The following is a 16,634-nucleotide window of genomic DNA, read 5'->3' on the forward strand; positions in this document are numbered from 1 at the left end:
GGTTTTCTTTTGCCATCAAAGGGCTTGCCGCGTGGTTCAAAGGCTTGTTAGCTCTGGCACATGACAACGCCCGAGGCCCAGATGACACGCGCAGCCCCTCCGCTTCAGACCGTCTCGACCGGGTTGGTCGTCGCGATTGTCGGCTTTTTCAGTTCCTTCCCAATCGTGCTGCAAGGGCTGGCCGCGATAGGGGCATCGGCCGCGCAATCCGCGTCCGGTTTAATGATGGCGGCGATTGCGATGGGGCTGACGGCAATCGGGTTAAGCCTGTGGTACCGGCAGCCGATCAGCGTAGCCTGGTCCACGCCGGGCGCTGCGCTGCTGGCCGTATCCGCCATGCCCACCGCCGGATTTGCCGAGGCCACGGGGGCCTTCCTGTGTGCAGGTGCATTGACGGTACTGGCCGGACTTTGGAGACCCTTGGGCCGGCTCGCCGCCGCGATCCCCACAACACTGGCGCAGGCGATGCTGGGCGGCGTGTTGCTGCCGTTGTGTATCGTCCCGTTCAAAGCCGCTGTCGAGTTGCCCTGGCAGGCGCTGCCCGTGATCCTGACATGGTTCATCGCCGGTCGGATCAACCGCCTGTTTGCCGTGCCCGCAGCTGTGGTGGCCGCAGCGATCATGGTCATCTTGAACGCGGGTGAGGCATCGGTAGCGCCAGCGCAATGGGTGTCGGCCCCGGTGTGGACGATGCCCACAGTCTCGTTGGCCTCGGTCATCGGAATCGGCGTCCCGCTTTTCATCGTCACTATGGCCACCCAGAACATCCCCGGTATCGCGGTGATGCGCAGCTTTGGCTATGACCCCGCATCGGGTCGGTTGTTTTCGTCCGTTGGCGCGTCCAGCATCCTGTCGGCGCCGTTTGGCGCTCCGGCCACCTGTCTGGCTGCGATCACCGCTGCAATGTGTTCGAACGAGGACAGTCACCCCGACCCTGCCCAACGCTATTGGTCGGCAGTGATGGCGGGCATGTTCTATTGCATCTTCGGCGTGTTCGCTGTGGCCATAACCGGCTTTGCCTTACACGCTGATCCGCTGCTCATGGGCACCCTGACCGGAATTGCGCTGATCGGAGTGCTGGCCAACGCCACCGCCGCCGCACTGGAGGTTCCGGCCGAGCGCGAGGCCGCTATTCTGACCTTTGCGATCACGGCCTCGGGTATCTCGGTCTTTAGTCTGGGGGCAGCGGTTTGGGGCTTGCTGGCCGGGGGGCTCGCCTATCTGGTGTCGAACCGCACCCGCTAGCGCTTAGCCTTACTCTGACCTATAATCAGCCCATGTTTGGGTCGTTTGGAAATCTCATTGAACGCCAGATCAGGAAGGCGCAAGCCGAAGGGCAATTGAAGGGCCTTAAAGGGGAAGGCAAACCTCTGCCTGATCGTTCGTCCGAGGCGCAGTGCGATCCAGCCATCGCAGCTGGTCACAGGATTATGGCACAGGCGGGTGTTCTGCCCCAAGAGTTTGCGATCAAGAAAGACCTCGATACCGCCCGCAAGAACTATGCCAAGCTGACCGATCCGAATGCCCGCAAGCGGGCGATGGCGCGCATCGCAGATCTGGAAATGCGCTATAACATGGCCCGAGATGCGCGACGCACCTTCATGCGGTGATCACTTGAAGACCGGCTTGCGGCCTTGCATCTGGGCTGCGATGACCTCCATCTGCTCGGGCTTGCCGATCAACTCCACCTGTTCTGAGGATTCGGCCAAAAGCACCTCGGCACGCGGTTGAGTTTCGGCCAAGTCGATCAGGCGCTTTGCGGCGCGCACGGCTGAGGGGCTTTGCCCGGCGATGTTTTCAGCCAGCGCAATCGCTTCGGTCAGCGGGTCATCTGAAAGCTTGGTTACCAGTCCCCATTCCTCCGCCTGCGCCGCGCCGATGGGTCGCGCAGTATAGGTCAGCAGGCGCAGCACATCCGTACGCACCAGTTTGGGCAGCAACACCATCCCCCCCATGTCGGGAATAATGCCCCATTTCATCTCCATCACCGCCAGTTTGGTGTCGGGATGGGCGATCCGAATATCTGCGCCCAGCGCGATCTGCAAACCACCACCATAGGCCACGCCCTGGACCGCACAGATCACCGGCATAGGCAAACGCCGCCAGATCAAAGCGAGTTCCTGCATCTCATTCGCGTCTTCATGGCTGCGTGTCATCAACCATTCCGACGGATCCATATGCGCCATCTTGGCAAAACTTGCCATGTCCAACCCGGCGCAAAAGCTTTTGCCTTCACCCGACAGGACTACCGCCCTCGCGTCCGAGGCGGCCACTTCCTGACCCGCGTTCAGAATGGCTTTGATCATCGCATCATCCAACGCGTTCATCTTGTCGCCGCGTGTCAGCGTGACGTGGGCGATATGATCTTTGTATTCGACGGATACGCGTGACATGCGAGCCTCTCAATTCAGGTTTGCACAACAATGCCCCGAAGGATCGTCAAGTTCCAGATCAACGTGGGGGCAGCTCTGACGCAGACATCCGACCAAACCACGGCGAATCCAGCGTCATGACATAAAAATCGTCCCCCACGACCCGGCCACCGGTCGTGATACCCAGCCGTCCGCCCGGATCTTGCAGGTTCTGAAGGATGTTTCCTTCGCCGTCGAACTGAATCAGCATTCCCCTGTGAATCGGTGCCGGCCTTACCTTTGGCCCAAGTCGCCAGATCACCTTGCGCAGAAATGGATAAGGCATAAGCGCCTCGGTTGGCACGCGCGGACTGGCGAACGCCATCCAGTAGGTCCCGTCGCCCTGCGCTTCGATATTGTCCGGATAGCCCGGCAGGTTATCCAACAGAACCTCGCGCTGGCCAGATTTCGGACCCTGTAGCCACAGCTTGTGGACGCGCGCGCGACCGGTTTCGGCGATCAGCAGAAAGTCTTCGTCCGGGGACAGGGCGACCCCGTTGGTATAGACAAACCCCTCAGCCACTTTCTCGGTGCTGCCGTCAGGATTGCGTCGGGCCACATAGCCTGTATCCGACTGCTCCCAGATGGTCAGTACCGAGGTTGGCTTGGTGCCGCCCATTGTCTCGGGGTCGAACCGATCGGAAGAATTCGAGAAATAGACCGTGCCGTCCCGCGCCACATCCAGCTGATTGGCATAAACCACCGGCGCACCCGCAATATCGAAAACCAGCGTTTCCAGCGTACCGGGGGCGGTCCAGCGCATCAGGCCACGGAAACTGTCGGCAATGTAAAGCGCCCCATCCGGTCCGGCCTTCAGCCCCAGCGGGCGACCGCCAAGATCATCCACTTTTTCAGGCGTGTTTCCATCAATGCGGTACAGCGCACCGGACAACGCAGTCGTGTAGATCGCCCCATCTGCCGTGATTGCAAGGTCTTCAGGGCCTTCTGCATCTTCGGGCAGGTTGATCAGCTCCAGCTTGTCCAGCGCGTTATTTTCCGCGAATTCGCCGGAAAATTCCGGGGCTTTTGGGGGCTCCCATGCAACGGGATCAACATCAACCGGCCAGAATACCAGATAGGCAAGCCCGATCAGAATCAGGCCGAATACGATGCGCATGAATGTTCCTCCCGCTGCCTTGCAAGCAGACTGCGCGGCGACGGTTTGGAACACAAGCTTGCCTGAAGGGTGACCTTACGTTTATCTGCCCACATGACCCAACCTCGATACACTCCTCTTGCCCTGTCTTTGCCTGCCACAGTGCCGTTCGTCGGCCCCGAAACGCAGGAGCGGCAGCAGGGCGCACCATTTGTGGCCCGATTAGGTGCGAATGAAAGCGTTTTCGGCCCCTCACCACGGGCGATCGAAGCGATGGCCGACACCGGCATCTGGATGTATGGCGATCCCGAGAACTATGATCTGCGTAACGCCTTGGCCGACCATCACGGCGTCGCGCCTGAGAATATCGTCGTGGGCGAAGGAATTGACGGTCTTCTTGGATATCTTGTGCGCTTGTTCGTTAGTCACGGCGATGCAGTGGTGACCTCAGACGGGGCGTATCCGACTTTTAACTATCACGTGGCCGGGTTCGGAGGGATCCTTCACAAGGTACCCTATCGTGGTGACCATGAAGACCTTGACGCGTTGTTTGCTAAGGCGGCAGAGGTTGACGCCAAGTTGGTTTACTTGGCCAATCCAGACAACCCAATGGGCAGTTGGCACATGGGCGCAGACATCGTTTCTGCAATGGAGAAACTTCCCGCAGGATGCTTATTGGTACTGGATGAAGCCTACGTAGAATGCGCGCCAGAAGGTACTGCTGCGCCGATTGATGCCGGTGATCCTAGGGTGATCCGAATGCGCACGTTTTCCAAAGTCTATGGCATGGCGGGTGCGCGGGTGGGATATGCGATTGCTGCACCCGGTTTAATTTCGGCGTTCAACAAGGTTCGCAACCATTTCGGGATGAATCGCGCGGCGCAAGCCGGTGCGCTGGCGGCACTGCAGGATGCCGAATGGTTGGAGCGGGTTCAGGCGAAGATCACCGACGCGCGCGATCGGATTGGACAGATCGCGCGGGACAATGGGTTGGAAGCCTTGCCCTCGGCCACGAATTTCGTGGCAATCGATTGTGGCCGGGATGGGGCTTTTTCCAAAGCTGTGCTGGAGGCGCTGGTCGCTCGGGGTATTTTTGTTCGGATGCCGTTTGTGGCGCCCCAGAATCGTTGCATTCGGGTCAGCTGTGGCGCGGTTTCTGATCTGGATTTGTTTGCAGCCGCGCTGCCAGAGGCATTGGCCGTAGCGCGAGGCGGCTGATCGCATAGGGGGGGCAGTCTGCCCCCATCGCGCCGATGCGCGATTCCCCCCGAAGATATTTTTGGCCAGATGAAGAGCGAATCCTCTGTTCAGGCAGCCAGAATCGCGGCAGCGGCCTCCAGCGCGCCTGTGCCGCGAGGTATGTTGAGGGCTGCCATGGCCGTTTCCATCCCGCCAAGCATCGCCATCACCATTTGGCCATTTACGTGACCCATATGGCCAAGGCGGAAACAGCCGTCCCAATCCTCCATCCCCAACCCGATTCCAAGGGTGAGGCCAAGTTGGGTTTCGGTGAAGCGGCGTAGCGGGGTTCCCTGCCCGTCGGTCAGGCGCAGCGCGGTGACGGCATGGCTGCGGTCGGTACGGTCGGCGACGTTGAGGTGGAGGGCTCCACCATCGGCCCATGTCTCGCAGGCCGCCCAAATAGCTGTGGCGAGACGTTCGTGGCGGGCCCAGACATGTTCGATCCCTTCGGCGTGGATCAGGTCGAGTGCAGCCCTCAGCCCATACAAATGATGCGTCGGCGCGGTGCCATTGAAATACTGGTAGAACAGTTCGGGCTGCGTGCGGGGTATCCAGTCCCAATATTGTGAAACGCGGGGCATTGTGGCGCGTTTGGCAGCGGCTTTTTCATTGAAATAGACAAAACCGATGCCAGCCGGAGTCATCAGCCCTTTTTGGCAGGCGGTGACCATGACATCGACGCCCCAGGCGTCCATCTCGAACCGGTCGCAGCCTAGCGAGGCGATGCAATCTGCCATCAGCAGCGCCGGGTGGTTCAGGTCATCCAAAAGGGCCCGCAGAGCCGGGATATCATTGCGGATCGAGCTGGACGTGTCCACATGCACCGCCAGTACGGCCTTGATCTCATGCGCTTTGTCGCCGCGCAGGGCCTCGGCAATTAGGTCGAAGTCCCACGCCGAGGATGTACCAAAATTGATTAATTGCGCCGTGGCCCCGATCCCTTCGGCCATCTCCGCCCAGCCATAGGTGAACCGGCCCGACGCAGGGGCCAGCACCGTTTCGCCGGGGGCGATCACGTTGGACAAGGCTGCCTCCCACGTGCCGTGACCGTTGGCGATGTAAATCGCCACATGGTGGTCGGTTCGGGCCACACGTTTAAGGTCGGCGGTCAGGGCGGGCATCATCTCGATCAGTTCGCCATCATAGATATTGGGCGAAGGCCGATGCATTGCTTGCAACACTGCGTCGGGCATTACTGAGGGGCCAGGAATGGCCAGATACTCGCGCCCCTGCGCGAGAGAGATGTGGTTTGTCATGGGGTCAACCTGTCTGAATTGACGCCCAATTTAGTGACGTCCGGCGCGGCGTCAATCCATCAGCTGCGACGCTTCACGTGCAAGTTTTTCGATGCCAGTCCAGTCGCCATCCATGACCATTTGTTTGGGCGCGACCCAGCTACCGCCTGCGCAGGCAACATTCGACAAGGACAGGTAATCGCGTGCATTTGACGGAGACACGCCACCTGTTGGGCAGAATGTGATTTGCGGAAGGGGCGCGCCAATAGCCTTGATCGCCGGGGCGCCCCCGGACGCTTCGGCCGGGAAGAATTTAAGCATGTCGTAGCCCTGTTCCAGCAGACGCATCGCCTCGGAGGCAGTGGCAGCACCGGGTAGTAACGGCAAGCCCTCGGCCTCACACGCTGCGATCAAAGCATCGGTAGCGCCCGGTGAGACACCGAATTGAGCACCTGCCTCTTTCGCGGCGCGGACGTCTTCGGGAGTGATCAGCGTGCCTGCGCCGACCACACCGCCCGGCACCTGCGCCATGGCGCGGATCGCACTGAGCGCCGAGGGGGTGCGCAATGTGACCTCAAGCGCGGGGAGGCCACCTGCGACCAGCGCCTCGGCCAGCGGCCGCGCCTGAGCCGCGTCATCCACGACCAGAACCGGCACGATTGGAGCCAGCGCGCAAATCTCGCGGGTGCGTTGGGTTTTGGACATGATTTACACTCCGAAAATGCTGGCGCCGGTATCGGCGGACCCGACATTCTGGCGGAAAGCGCCGAACAGGTCACGCCCGACGCCGTGCTGATTGGCGCTGAGGTCGGCGGTGGCGGGCGGGCGATCCAACACGCCGGGCGTCAGGATTTCCAAATCGCCTTTTACCGCATCAACGCGCAGGATATCGCCGTCTTGCAGGCAGGCAATGGGACCACCGTCCAGCGCCTCGGGAACCACATGGATCGCAGCGGGGACCTTGCCGGATGCGCCCGACATGCGGCCATCGGTGACCAGCGCGACCTTGTGGCCTCGGCCCTGCAGGATCGACAGCATGGGCGTCAGAGAATGCAGTTCGGGCATTCCGTTGGCCTTTGGCCCTTGAAAGCGGACGACTACGATGACATCGCCAGTGAACTCTCCAGCCTTGAACGCGGCTTTGACCGCGTCTTGGTCGTGGAACACGCGTACCGGGGCCTCGACCACCTGATGTTCAGGCGCGACAGCCGAGACTTTCATGACGCCCGTTCCCAGGTTGCCCGTCAGGCGTGACAGGCCACCGGTGGGTTGGAACGGGTCGCTGGCCGGGCGGAGAATTTTTTCGTTCAGACTTTGGCCCGCGCCTTCTTCCCAGACCAACTCGCCATCTTTCAGCTTGGGTTCTTTGGTGTAATTGTGCAGCCCCTGACCCGCGACCGTCAGCGTATCGGGGTGCAGCAGGCCGGCGTCCAACAATGTGCCGATGCAATAGCCAAGCCCGCCTGCGGCGTGAAAATGGTTCACATCAGCCAAACCGTTGGGATAGACCCGCGCGACCAAAGGCAACACTGCGGAAATGTCAGAGAAATCCTGCCAGTCCAGCACGATCCCGCCCGCGCGGGCCATGGCGATCAGGTGGATCAGCAGGTTGGTAGAACCCCCTGTGGCCATCAGGCCTACGATCCCGTTCACAAAAGCGCGTTCGTCGAGGATCTGGTATACGGGCGTATAGTGATTGCCCAGAGCGCTGAGAGACAGGGCGCGGCGCGCGCCTTCCTCGGTCAGCGCATCGCGCAGGGGTGTGTTGGGATTGACGAAGCTAGAGCCCGGCAGGTGCAGGCCCATGAACTCCATCAGCATCTGATTGGTGTTTGCGGTGCCATAAAAGGTGCAGGTGCCGGGGCCGTGATAGGCGGCCATTTCGGCTTTCATCAGTTCGTCGCGGCCGACTTCTCCGGTCGCGAATTTTTGGCGAACCTTGGCCTTTTCATCATTCGGCAGACCGCTGGTCATGGGACCTGCGGGCAGGAAAACAGCGGGAAGATGGCCAAACGCCTGCGCCCCGATGATCAGGCCGGGGACGATCTTGTCGCAGACGCCCAGGAAAACAGCAGCGTCATAGGTGTTGTGGCTGAGTGCCACGCCGGTGGCCAGCGCAATCACATCGCGCGAGAACAGCGACAGCTCCATCCCCGCCTCACCCTGCGTGACGCCATCGCACATGGCGGGAACGCCGCCCGCGACCTGCGCCGTACCACCCGCTGCGCGGATCGCATCGCGGATCAGGGCCGGGTAACGCTCGAACGGCTGGTGGGCCGAGAGCATGTCATTGTAAGCGGTGACGATCCCTAGATTGCCCGCTGTTCCGGTGGCCATTGATTGTTGGTCTTCGCCCGCGCCCGCGTAGGCGTGGGCTTGACCGCTACAGGACAGGTGCGCTCGGGCCGGGCCTTTGGACTTGGCCTGTTCCATCCGTTCCAAGTGAGAGCCGCGCAGATCGGCGCTGCGGTCAATGATACGTTGGGTGACGTCGGTGATTACAGAATGAACCATGTTTATCCTCCGATCTGACGCCAACGGCGCCCGTCGCGATGCATTAGCATCAAGGCTTCTTCGGGTCCGGAACTGCCCTGATCGTAGCGTGCAGGCCGGTCGCCGCGGTCCTCCCAACCCTGAATAATGGGATCAACCCAAGCCCAGGCGGCCTCGGCCTCGTCCCCACGCATGAACAGGGTCTGGTCGCCGCGAATGACGTCCATGACAAGCCGTTCATAGGCGTCCTGCGCCCGTGCATCCGCGCCCAGCGCCTCGGCAAAGCTCATGTCCAGCGCCACGTCGGACAGACGGAACCCACCCGGACCCGGGTCTTTGATCGTGGTGCGCAGGGTGATGCCTTCGTCCGGTTGCAGACGGATCACCAGCACGTTGCCGTGCAGAGGGCCAACATTCGGGAAAATCGTATGCGGCGGGTCGCGAAAGAACACCGCAATCTCGGATTCGCGCGCGCGCAGGCGTTTGCCCGTGCGCAGGTAAAACGGCACGCCGGCCCAGCGCCAGTTGCCAATATGAACCTTCAGTGCGATATAGCTTTCGGTGCGGCTGGCCGGATCGCCCACATGATCGACATAGCCGTTTTTACCATCCGAGGCGCGGTACTGACCGCGGGCGATGTCTTTGGGCTCGACCGGTTCCAGCGCCTCAATCACCTTGACCTTCTCGTCGCGCACCGCGTTGGGCGCAAATTTCGAGGGTGGCTCCATCGCGGTCAGACACAACAACTGAACCAGATGGTTCTGGACCATGTCCCGCATTGCACCAGACTGATCGTAATAGGCCCCCCGCCCCTCGACTCCCACGGTTTCGGCCACGGTGATCTGGACGTGGTCGACATGGGTGGCATTCCACAGCGGCTCGAACAGGGAATTGGCGAAACGCAAAGCCATCAGGTTCTGTACGGTTTCCTTGCCCAGATAGTGATCGATCCGGTAAATCTGATGCTCTTCAAAGCAAGCCCGCAACCCTTCGTTCAGCGCCTTGGCCGAGGTCAAATCATGCCCAAACGGCTTCTCGACCACGATACGGCTGTCCGGCGTCGCAAGTCCGTGATCATTCAAGCGTTGCGCAATCCCGGAAAACAGGCTGGGCCCGACGGACAGGTAGAACGCGCGCACCACATCGGGGCGCAATGTCTTGGCCAGATCCGACCACCCCGCATCACCCAACGCGTCCACCGGCACATATTCGACCTGTGCCAAAAATCGATCCAGGACATCCTTTTTGAACCCGGGTGCGAATTCCTGCATCGACGCCCGAAGCTGCTCGCGGAACCCGTCACTGTCCATGTCAGACCGCGCTGTACCAATCACCCGTGCATCAGGCGGCATCTGGCCAACCTCGAATCGATGATAAAGTCCGGGCAGAATCTTGCGCTGCGCCAAATCCCCGGTCGCGCCAAAAAGCACCAGATCAAAGGGGTTAACGGGAATAACGCGTGAAACCATCGACGGCCTCCTTCAGATTCAATGGCATCGCCAGACATGTTATCGCTAACATTTACCGAGGAACTAGTCAAAACCAGCGTTAAAATCAACATCAGATTTGAATTATGCCCCCTGCGGCGCTGCGATCACCCCTGATTACGTAGCCATTCCATCACTGCGGGTCGCACAGATTGTTCACCACGGTGCCGGGCATCAGCGATGATCTTGCGCAGCGATTGCAGATCGGCACGCAACAACACGCTTTTGACCGGACCAATCGAGGCCGGGCGCATCGACAGAGACCTGATGCCCATAGCGGCCAGGCACAAAGCCTCGACCGGGCGACCGGCATCCTCGCCGCAAAACGAAAGTGGCGTGTTCGAGATATTGCAGCGCTCGACGATACGCTCGATGAAGCTGAGGAAACTGACGTTCAGAGTATCATAGCGGCGGCGCACCAGCTCGTTTTCGCGGTCAGCGGCGAAGAAGAACTGTTTCAGGTCGTTGCCGCCGATCGAGACGAAGTCCACCTCGTCAAAAAATTTCTGCGGCGCAAAAGCCAACGAAGGCGTTTCCAGCATCGCCCCTACTTCGATCTTTTCCGGCAGGACGTGACCCAGACGCTTTTCGCGTTCGATGGTTTTGTTGACCTCCCAACGGGCTTCGCGGAACTCATCCGCCTGTGCAACGAAGGGGAACATGATCGACAACGGGCGGCCGTTGGCGGCGCGCAGCAGCGCTTGCAACTGCATGCGCATCACGCCGCGCTTGTCCAACCCCACTCGGATCGCGCGCCAACCCAGCGCAGGATTGGGCTCGGCCACGTGTTTCATATAGGGCAACACCTTGTCCGAACCGATATCCAACGTTCGGAACACGACCCGCTTTTCGCCCGCCGCATCCAGCACGCGCTGATATTGCGTAACTAATTCGGATCGTTTGGGCATCTGCGTGCGGATCAGGAATTGCAGCTCGGTCCGGAACAGGCCCACACCCTCGGCCCCGGAATTGTTCAACGACGGCAAATCGGCCATCAGTCCCGCGTTCATCACCAGATTGATCCGCTCACCATCGCGGGTCACGCACGGGGTTTCGCGGATCGAGGCATAGCGTTCCTGCGCCTTCGCCTGCATCGCGATCTTATCGCGGAAGGCCGAGACCACCGTATCTTCGGGGCGCAGATGCACGGTGCCGTTGTCGCCGTCGACCAGGATATGATCCCCATTCAGCGCCTCGGTCGTGATGCGGCCCACATGCACCACAAGCGGAATCGCCAGCGCGCGGGCGACGATGGTGGCGTGACTGCCGACCGAGCCTTCCTCAAGCACGATGCCCTTCAGTGACCGGCCATATTCCAACAGATCGCCGGGGCCGATATTGCGCGCAATCAGGATAGGATCAGGGGGCAGATCTGCGCCATTGGTATTGCCCTGCCCCGTCAGAATACGCAGCAGACGGTTCGACAGGTCATCCAGATCGGCCAGCCGTTCGCGCAAATAAGGGTCTGTCACTTGGCCCATGCGAGCGCGCGCCTGAGACTGCTCTTTCTCCACGGCGGCCTCGGCGCTGAGGCCACGCGCGATGTCTTCCTCCATCCGGCGCATCCAGCCTTTGGAATTGGCAAACATCCGATAGGCTTCCAAAACCTGCAACTGCTCGGTATCGCCATCCTTGGAAATCTCGAGCATCTTATCGACGCCCACCCGCAATTCATCCACCGCTTCGATCAGGCGTTCACGTTCGCGGTGTGGATCTTCGGCGATCGGGTTGGTGACAACGACACGAGGCTCATGCAACCAGACATGACCCTCGGCAGATCCTTCCTGCGCCGGCCCTCCGGTCAACTGTACAGATTGCTGATGACGGGGCGACAAGGCCGCGCCTTCGCCCACAAAGGCGCCAAGCTCGGCCATTTCGGCCAGAACCATGGCCACCACTTCCAGCGCGTAGACCTCATCGGCTGAGTATTCCCGCGCGTCCCGCGACTGAACCACCAAAACGCCCAGCTTTTCGCCCAGGCGCTGAATCGGGACACCAAGGAAAGACGAAAACCGCTCCTCGCCCGTCTCGGGCATATACCGAAAGCCCTTGGCTGAAGGTGCATCCGCCGTATTGACGATCTGGCCGGATTTGGCGACCCGCCCAACCAGCCCCTCGCCCATGCGCATCCGGGTTTGGTGAACGGCTTCGGGTGCCAGCCCCTCGGTCGCGCACAGTTCAAGCGTATCTTCATCGCGGAACAGGTAAATCGAGCACACCTCGGCCCTGATGCTATCCGCAATCAGGCTGGTGATCCGGTCAAGACGTTCCTGACCGGCGGCCTCGCTCGCCATCTCTTCGCGCAGCCGCCCCAGCAGCTTACGAGATTCTGTTTCGGTACCGTCCGCCATGGCCCACCCAAATTAGTGCGTCAGGCAAGACCCTTGGCTGAAACGCTCAGGCCGCCTTGTCCAATTCAAAGGCATCATGCAGTGCCTGAACCGCAAGTTCCATGTATTTCCTGTCCACAAGCACGGAAATTTTGATCTCGGAAGTTGTGATGACCTTAATGTTGATCCCCTCATCCGAGAGAATTTTGAACATCTTGGCTGCAACACCCGATTGTGACCGCATGCCGATGCCAACCACCGAAACCTTACAGACGTCTTCGTCAGCGACCAATTCGGCGTAGTTCAGCTCACCAGCATCCTTGATCGCCAACAGGGCTTTTTCAGCGCGTGCCACCTGATCGGTGGGGCAGGAAAAGGTCATGTCCGTGCGCCCCTCGTCCGAGATGTTCTGAACGATCATGTCCACATTCACGCCTTCATCGCTAAGCGCGGTGAAGATGATCGAGGCGATGCCGGGGCGGTCGGCCACGGACACGACGGTCATCTTGGCTTCGTCGCGGGAATAGGCCACACCGGCCACAACATTGGATTCCATGATATCCTCCTCATCGACGACCAGCGTGCCGGCCTCGTCGGATTGTTCTTCGAAACTTGAGAGAACGCGCAGTTTCACCTTGTAGCGCATCGCCAGCTCGACCGAGCGGGTCTGCAGAACCTTGGCCCCCAGCGAGGCCAGTTCGAGCATTTCCTCGAACGAAATCTTGTCCAGCTTGCGCGCCTTTTCACAGATTCGCGGGTCGGTGGTATAGACGCCGTCCACATCCGTATAGATGTCGCACCGCTCGGCACCAAAAGCTGCGGCAAAGGCCACCGCCGTCGTGTCCGAACCGCCGCGGCCCAGCGTGGTGATACGACCCTCGGGGCTGATGCCCTGGAACCCGGCGACCACGGCAACCCGCATGCCTTCGCCGAACTTCTGATTCAGATTGTCGGTCGGGATTTCCTCAATTCGGGCCTGGCTGTGGGCGCTGGTGGTCATCAGCGGCACCTGCCAGCCCTGCCAACTGCGCGCAGGGATATCCATTTCTTGCAGCGTCAACGCCATCAGACCAGCGGTCACATTCTCGCCCGAGGACACAACAGCATCATATTCGCGCGCATCGAACAACGGAGAGGTTTCGTTCACCCAGCCCACCAGCTCGTTGGTTTTGCCGGACATGGCCGAGACGATGACGATTACGTCATAGCCTTTTGCCACTTCAACGCCGATACGCTTGGCCGCACGGCGGATACGGTCCAGGTTGGCGACGGATGTGCCGCCGAATTTCATCACGAGTAAGGGCATGGGGGCAGTCGTCTCCGCGCCTTGGAATTCAGATCCCGTGCGTCTTAAGTCAGGGGGGCGTTAAGGGCAAGTGTTCAAAACCTGTTCGGTCGCGTCGTACGGTCGCTTTACAACCGCTCCTAGCGGTGTCAGCTTGCTCTCATCCGTTATTTCAGGAAATCCAACATGCCCCGTCTTGCTCTTGTCTTTGCTCTATTGTCCACACCAGCGCTGGCCCAGGTTTCAACACTGGCAGGAACAGACGGGAAAAATGCTTTGGGAACTGTCCCTTGCGCAACAAATGCCGGAGAACCGCTGCGCAGTTGCAATGCCGAGCTGCGCCGCCATGACGATGGGCAAATCACTCTGGCTGTTGGAATGGGCAACGGCGAAGTCCGCAACATCTATTTCACCGATGGCGTGCCGGATTCAACAAATTCAGCCGCGCGCCTTAGCTATGAGACGCAAGGCAATGTCATGGTGATCTTCGTCGATCCCGGCGAAGTTTATGAGATCCCGACGGCTGCCCTGACCGCTCAGTAAGCATGGGCCTGTCCGTCAAAGGTGTCAAAGCAGCCCGTATTTTCTAAAGACAGGTCTTTGAACCGAGCCATCAGGCCATCCACGGCCTGATCTACGGTAATCTCAGCTGCGGGCCCGCCCATATCTGTCTGAACCCAACCCGGATGATAGATTCCGACAGCAATGCCGTCATGACGAAGGTCCGTTGACAGGTTGCGACCCAAATTCAACACAGCCGCCTTTGAAGAGCGGTAAATATAGCTGCCACCCGGCGCCCGCGTGTGCGAGGCCATCTGCGAAGACAGGATGGCGATTTTCCCCTTGGCCTTGCGCAGATTGGGTAAAAGCGCCTGAACTGTCAGAAATACTCCGGTCACATTGGACGCAAATGTCTGGGCCCACATTTCGGCTGGGTAACCCGCGATGCTTTCCGACTTATCCAGATAGACACCTGCATTGCAGATCAGCAGATCGACGGCAGTGTCTCTAAGCCGTGACGCCATCGCGCGCTGCTGGTCAGGCTTTGTGACATCCAAAACGATCTCGGCACTGCCATCGCGAGCGGTTCCGGTCACACTATGCCCCTGCGCCCGATAACGATCCGCCAGAGTGCGTCCGATTCCACGGCCTGCTCCGGTGATCATAATATGCATGGGTCAGTTGGTCTTTCGCGTTGGAACAAAGGGCAAAGGCGCCACCGGAACGCCGTCATCTATCAGGGCCTTTGCCTCTTCGGGTTTGGCCTCGCCATAGATCGCCCGCTCGGGCGCATCACCCAAATGAATTTTACGGGCCTCACTGGCAAAGTCCTTGCCGACATAATCCGAGTTCTCTTCGACCTTGCGACGTAGTTCGGCAAGAGCCTGCTCAACATCCGGTGTAGGCGTCGCCATATCCACCGACTTTTCCGAACGTTCAGAGGGTTCCGAGCGCGCCTCAATGGTTCGGGCTGGCCGGACACGCGGCGTCATAATCGCTTTTTCGACCCCGCTGTTACCACAAACAGCACAGCACACCATCCCTGCAGCTGCCAGCTTGTCGTAAGCTGCAGCCGATTGAAACCAACTGTCAAAACTGTGACCGTTACTGCATTTCAACGCGTATTGAATCATGATCAGTCCAGACTTCAGATGCGGAATAGATACCGCCCATCAGCGCAATATCAATACCTCTATGGCTGCAGGTAACCGTATGGGCACCGCTGTCGCTTCACGGTTAAGCGATGCGCTGTCCAATATCCTACATTCGCGCAGAGAGCTTACGTAAAAGCTGATCATGAGGAATGTCGGCGTCAACGGCAAGGCGGCGCAAGCCAAAATGGACCCGGGCGATTTGTTGGTAATACCGGCTGTACACGAAGTTCGTCCCGCCGCCAGCCAACGCCCCAAGGACAGGAATAGATTGCGCCGCAAGCTTTTGCCCCAGAACCACCGACAGTTTCGGCGCGACCGCAGCAATCAGCTTTTGCATGGCCGGCCCTGTCAGAGTCAGGCGGACCGAGAAAAAGCCCAGATCGGCGCCGTCATCGTATGAAAGTGGCCCGGCAGCCGAAAGAACGCGAACACAATCGAACTTCACTCCGTCCTCTGAAGGATTGAACCCCTCATACGCGGCGGCACCCTGTATCGCACGAAGCAGCATTGTTGTGGTCGCTGGCAGCTCCATCAATGCGGAAGACACACCGCCTATCCCACCTGCCGCGCCCATTACTGTGGTCACGGCTGTGTTTACCCATGGCTTTTGATCCGGCACCGCACGGCGCGAACCTTCTGCCGCGTGCATAGCAGCCCATAGTGCCTGTTCAGTCGCGCCTGTCAGCCCCCGCCTGACCGGGTCTGGCAGCTGATCCAGCAAGGTTTCAGCCGAACCGCCAAGACTGTTGAGCAGTTTGACGCCAGCACCCCCTGCATATTTGTAATGCGCGGCAAGCCGATCCAACTCGGCCTCTGTATCCAGTTTTTCTACAAGAGCGATGTCCTGCATGAAATCCTCCTGACAGAAACATCGGAACTTGTTGACTGATTTTCAATAGCTCAGCGCGACCATCGGGTCACCGAACCCGTGACTCCAAACCATGCCGCTTCAGTCAGCTCCGCGCCCAAAACCCTATCTGGGTTGGTTGGCGGCGGCATCTTGATGTGTTCCAAACGTGAGAACCCGAACCTTGCGTAATAAGGCGCATCACCAACCAGCATAACGCGCTGCCACCCCTTTTCGCGCCCTGCTTGCAGGCCTTCGTGAATGAGGAATCCGCCCAAACCCTCGCCCTGGTGTGTTGGGTGCACGGCGACGGGCCCTAAAAGCAGGGCATCATGACCCCCGACATGCACGGGCCAGAACCGGATCGCTCCTGCCAAAATCCCTTGCCCATCCCGTGCGACCAATGAAAGCCCGGAAACAGGTGGCACGTCATCACGCAAACGGTACGAGGACAATGCCTCGCGCCCCGGCGCGAAACACAGGTCGTACAAAGCCTCGACCTCCCACCAATCGTCCGGTTCCTCCGGCTTGATCGCGAATTGCTGCACCCCTG

At 59.8% G+C, this 16,634-nt stretch carries 16 protein-coding genes; 4 read left to right on the forward strand and 12 right to left on the reverse strand.

The genetic code is table 11. From position 1 onward, the window contains the following. The first annotated feature begins 60 nt into the window (after nucleotides 1–60). Both ACR0DX_RS09160 and ACR0DX_RS09165 read left to right on the forward strand, forming a co-directional pair. The gene (locus tag ACR0DX_RS09160; protein ID WP_480845897.1) at nucleotides 61–1,245 is read left to right on the forward strand and encodes a benzoate/H(+) symporter BenE family transporter; all 1,185 of its coding nucleotides are present in this window, start codon (nucleotides 61–63) and stop codon (nucleotides 1,243–1,245) included. Between the two features lie 32 nt (nucleotides 1,246–1,277). Next, nucleotides 1,278–1,610, forward strand: coding sequence for a DnaJ family domain-containing protein (locus ACR0DX_RS09165; protein ID WP_170354982.1), 333 nt, complete (start codon nucleotides 1,278–1,280; stop codon nucleotides 1,608–1,610). On the opposite strand, the gene ACR0DX_RS09170 is transcribed toward ACR0DX_RS09165, so the two are convergent. After that, nucleotides 1,611–2,393 (reverse strand): crotonase/enoyl-CoA hydratase family protein, encoded by a 783-nt coding sequence (locus tag ACR0DX_RS09170; protein WP_170354981.1) that lies wholly within the window; start codon nucleotides 2,391–2,393, stop codon nucleotides 1,611–1,613. 58 nt (nucleotides 2,394–2,451) lie between these two features. Then, entirely contained in the window at nucleotides 2,452–3,528 is a 1,077-nt protein-coding gene (locus ACR0DX_RS09175; protein WP_170354980.1) for an SMP-30/gluconolactonase/LRE family protein, read from the reverse strand. Nucleotides 3,529–3,621: 93 nt separating this feature from the next. Here ACR0DX_RS09175 and ACR0DX_RS09180 point away from each other — a divergent pair, with 93 nt between their 5' ends. Then, nucleotides 3,622–4,725 carry a pyridoxal phosphate-dependent aminotransferase gene (locus ACR0DX_RS09180; protein ID WP_480845901.1) on the forward strand — a complete coding sequence of 368 codons (1,104 nt, stop codon included), beginning with the start codon at nucleotides 3,622–3,624 and terminating at the stop codon, nucleotides 4,723–4,725. A gap of 89 nt (nucleotides 4,726–4,814) precedes the next feature. Here ACR0DX_RS09180 and ACR0DX_RS09185 read toward each other — a convergent pair whose 3' ends face one another. The 6 genes from ACR0DX_RS09185 to ACR0DX_RS09210 form a co-directional block, all read right to left on the reverse strand. After that, nucleotides 4,815–6,005 carry an aminotransferase class V-fold PLP-dependent enzyme gene (locus ACR0DX_RS09185; RefSeq protein WP_170354978.1) on the reverse strand — a complete coding sequence of 397 codons (1,191 nt, stop codon included), beginning with the start codon at nucleotides 6,003–6,005 and terminating at the stop codon, nucleotides 4,815–4,817. Between the two features lie 51 nt (nucleotides 6,006–6,056). Next, nucleotides 6,057–6,689, reverse strand: a complete 633-nt coding sequence (locus tag ACR0DX_RS09190) for a bifunctional 4-hydroxy-2-oxoglutarate aldolase/2-dehydro-3-deoxy-phosphogluconate aldolase (protein ID WP_170354977.1) — start codon at nucleotides 6,687–6,689, stop codon at nucleotides 6,057–6,059. Nucleotides 6,690–6,692: 3 nt separating this feature from the next. Beyond that, nucleotides 6,693–8,498: a phosphogluconate dehydratase gene (edd, locus tag ACR0DX_RS09195; RefSeq protein ID WP_480845903.1), complete on the reverse strand. Its 1,806-nt coding sequence runs from the start codon at nucleotides 8,496–8,498 to the stop codon at nucleotides 6,693–6,695. Between the two features lie 2 nt (nucleotides 8,499–8,500). Beyond that, a complete protein-coding gene (gene zwf / locus ACR0DX_RS09200) occupies nucleotides 8,501–9,946 on the reverse strand; it encodes a glucose-6-phosphate dehydrogenase (protein WP_170354975.1) in 1,446 nt (481 codons plus the stop codon). Nucleotides 9,947–10,071: 125 nt separating this feature from the next. After that, a complete protein-coding gene (gene ptsP, locus ACR0DX_RS09205) occupies nucleotides 10,072–12,315 on the reverse strand; it encodes a phosphoenolpyruvate--protein phosphotransferase (RefSeq protein WP_170354974.1) in 2,244 nt (747 codons plus the stop codon). A 46-nt stretch (nucleotides 12,316–12,361) separates the two neighbouring features. Continuing rightward, nucleotides 12,362–13,600 (reverse strand): aspartate kinase, encoded by a 1,239-nt coding sequence (locus tag ACR0DX_RS09210; RefSeq protein WP_170354973.1) that lies wholly within the window; start codon nucleotides 13,598–13,600, stop codon nucleotides 12,362–12,364. A gap of 165 nt (nucleotides 13,601–13,765) precedes the next feature. Here ACR0DX_RS09210 and ACR0DX_RS09215 point away from each other — a divergent pair, with 165 nt between their 5' ends. Beyond that, nucleotides 13,766–14,122 carry a hypothetical protein gene (locus ACR0DX_RS09215; protein ID WP_170354972.1) on the forward strand — a complete coding sequence of 119 codons (357 nt, stop codon included), beginning with the start codon at nucleotides 13,766–13,768 and terminating at the stop codon, nucleotides 14,120–14,122. Here ACR0DX_RS09215 and ACR0DX_RS09220 read toward each other — a convergent pair. The 4 genes from ACR0DX_RS09220 to ACR0DX_RS09235 form a co-directional block, all read right to left on the reverse strand. After that, the gene (locus tag ACR0DX_RS09220) at nucleotides 14,116–14,754 is read right to left on the reverse strand and encodes an SDR family NAD(P)-dependent oxidoreductase (RefSeq protein ID WP_170354971.1); all 639 of its coding nucleotides are present in this window, start codon (nucleotides 14,752–14,754) and stop codon (nucleotides 14,116–14,118) included. The genes ACR0DX_RS09215 and ACR0DX_RS09220 overlap by 7 nt on opposite strands. 3 nt (nucleotides 14,755–14,757) lie before the next feature. Continuing rightward, nucleotides 14,758–15,213: a DUF1178 family protein gene (locus tag ACR0DX_RS09225; protein ID WP_170354970.1), complete on the reverse strand. Its 456-nt coding sequence runs from the start codon at nucleotides 15,211–15,213 to the stop codon at nucleotides 14,758–14,760. A 127-nt stretch (nucleotides 15,214–15,340) separates the two neighbouring features. Further along, entirely contained in the window at nucleotides 15,341–16,084 is a 744-nt protein-coding gene (locus ACR0DX_RS09230; protein WP_170354969.1) for an EcsC family protein, read from the reverse strand. Nucleotides 16,085–16,134: 50 nt separating this feature from the next. Then, nucleotides 16,135–16,629, reverse strand: a complete 495-nt coding sequence (locus ACR0DX_RS09235; RefSeq protein WP_170354968.1) for a GNAT family N-acetyltransferase — start codon at nucleotides 16,627–16,629, stop codon at nucleotides 16,135–16,137. Between the last annotated feature and the right edge of the window lie 5 nt (nucleotides 16,630–16,634).

The sequence above is a fragment of the Ruegeria sp. D3 genome, from assembly GCF_056534465.1.

Excerpts from the sequence above, each read along its gene's own strand:
- ACR0DX_RS09165 (WP_170354982.1), top strand. The coding sequence starts at position 1,278 with ATGTTTGGGTCGTTTGGAAATCTCATTGAACGCCAGATCAGGAAGGCG.
- ACR0DX_RS09215 (WP_170354972.1), top strand. The coding sequence starts at position 13,766 with ATGCCCCGTCTTGCTCTTGTCTTTGCTCTATTGTCCACACCAGCGCTG.
- ACR0DX_RS09180 (WP_480845901.1), top strand. The coding sequence starts at position 3,622 with ATGACCCAACCTCGATACACTCCTCTTGCCCTGTCTTTGCCTGCCACA.
- ACR0DX_RS09220 (WP_170354971.1), bottom strand. The coding sequence starts at position 14,754 with ATGCATATTATGATCACCGGAGCAGGCCGTGGAATCGGACGCACTCTG.
- edd (WP_480845903.1), bottom strand. The coding sequence starts at position 8,498 with ATGGTTCATTCTGTAATCACCGACGTCACCCAACGTATCATTGACCGC.
- ACR0DX_RS09160 (WP_480845897.1), top strand. The coding sequence starts at position 61 with ATGACAACGCCCGAGGCCCAGATGACACGCGCAGCCCCTCCGCTTCAG.
- zwf (WP_170354975.1), bottom strand. The coding sequence starts at position 9,946 with ATGGTTTCACGCGTTATTCCCGTTAACCCCTTTGATCTGGTGCTTTTT.
- ACR0DX_RS09230 (WP_170354969.1), bottom strand. The coding sequence starts at position 16,084 with ATGCAGGACATCGCTCTTGTAGAAAAACTGGATACAGAGGCCGAGTTG.
- ACR0DX_RS09210 (WP_170354973.1), bottom strand. The coding sequence starts at position 13,600 with ATGCCCTTACTCGTGATGAAATTCGGCGGCACATCCGTCGCCAACCTG.
- ACR0DX_RS09190 (WP_170354977.1), bottom strand. The coding sequence starts at position 6,689 with ATGTCCAAAACCCAACGCACCCGCGAGATTTGCGCGCTGGCTCCAATC.
- ACR0DX_RS09175 (WP_170354980.1), bottom strand. The coding sequence starts at position 3,528 with ATGCGCATCGTATTCGGCCTGATTCTGATCGGGCTTGCCTATCTGGTA.
- ptsP (WP_170354974.1), bottom strand. The coding sequence starts at position 12,315 with ATGGCGGACGGTACCGAAACAGAATCTCGTAAGCTGCTGGGGCGGCTG.
- ACR0DX_RS09225 (WP_170354970.1), bottom strand. The coding sequence starts at position 15,213 with ATGATTCAATACGCGTTGAAATGCAGTAACGGTCACAGTTTTGACAGT.
- ACR0DX_RS09185 (WP_170354978.1), bottom strand. The coding sequence starts at position 6,005 with ATGACAAACCACATCTCTCTCGCGCAGGGGCGCGAGTATCTGGCCATT.
- ACR0DX_RS09170 (WP_170354981.1), bottom strand. The coding sequence starts at position 2,393 with ATGTCACGCGTATCCGTCGAATACAAAGATCATATCGCCCACGTCACG.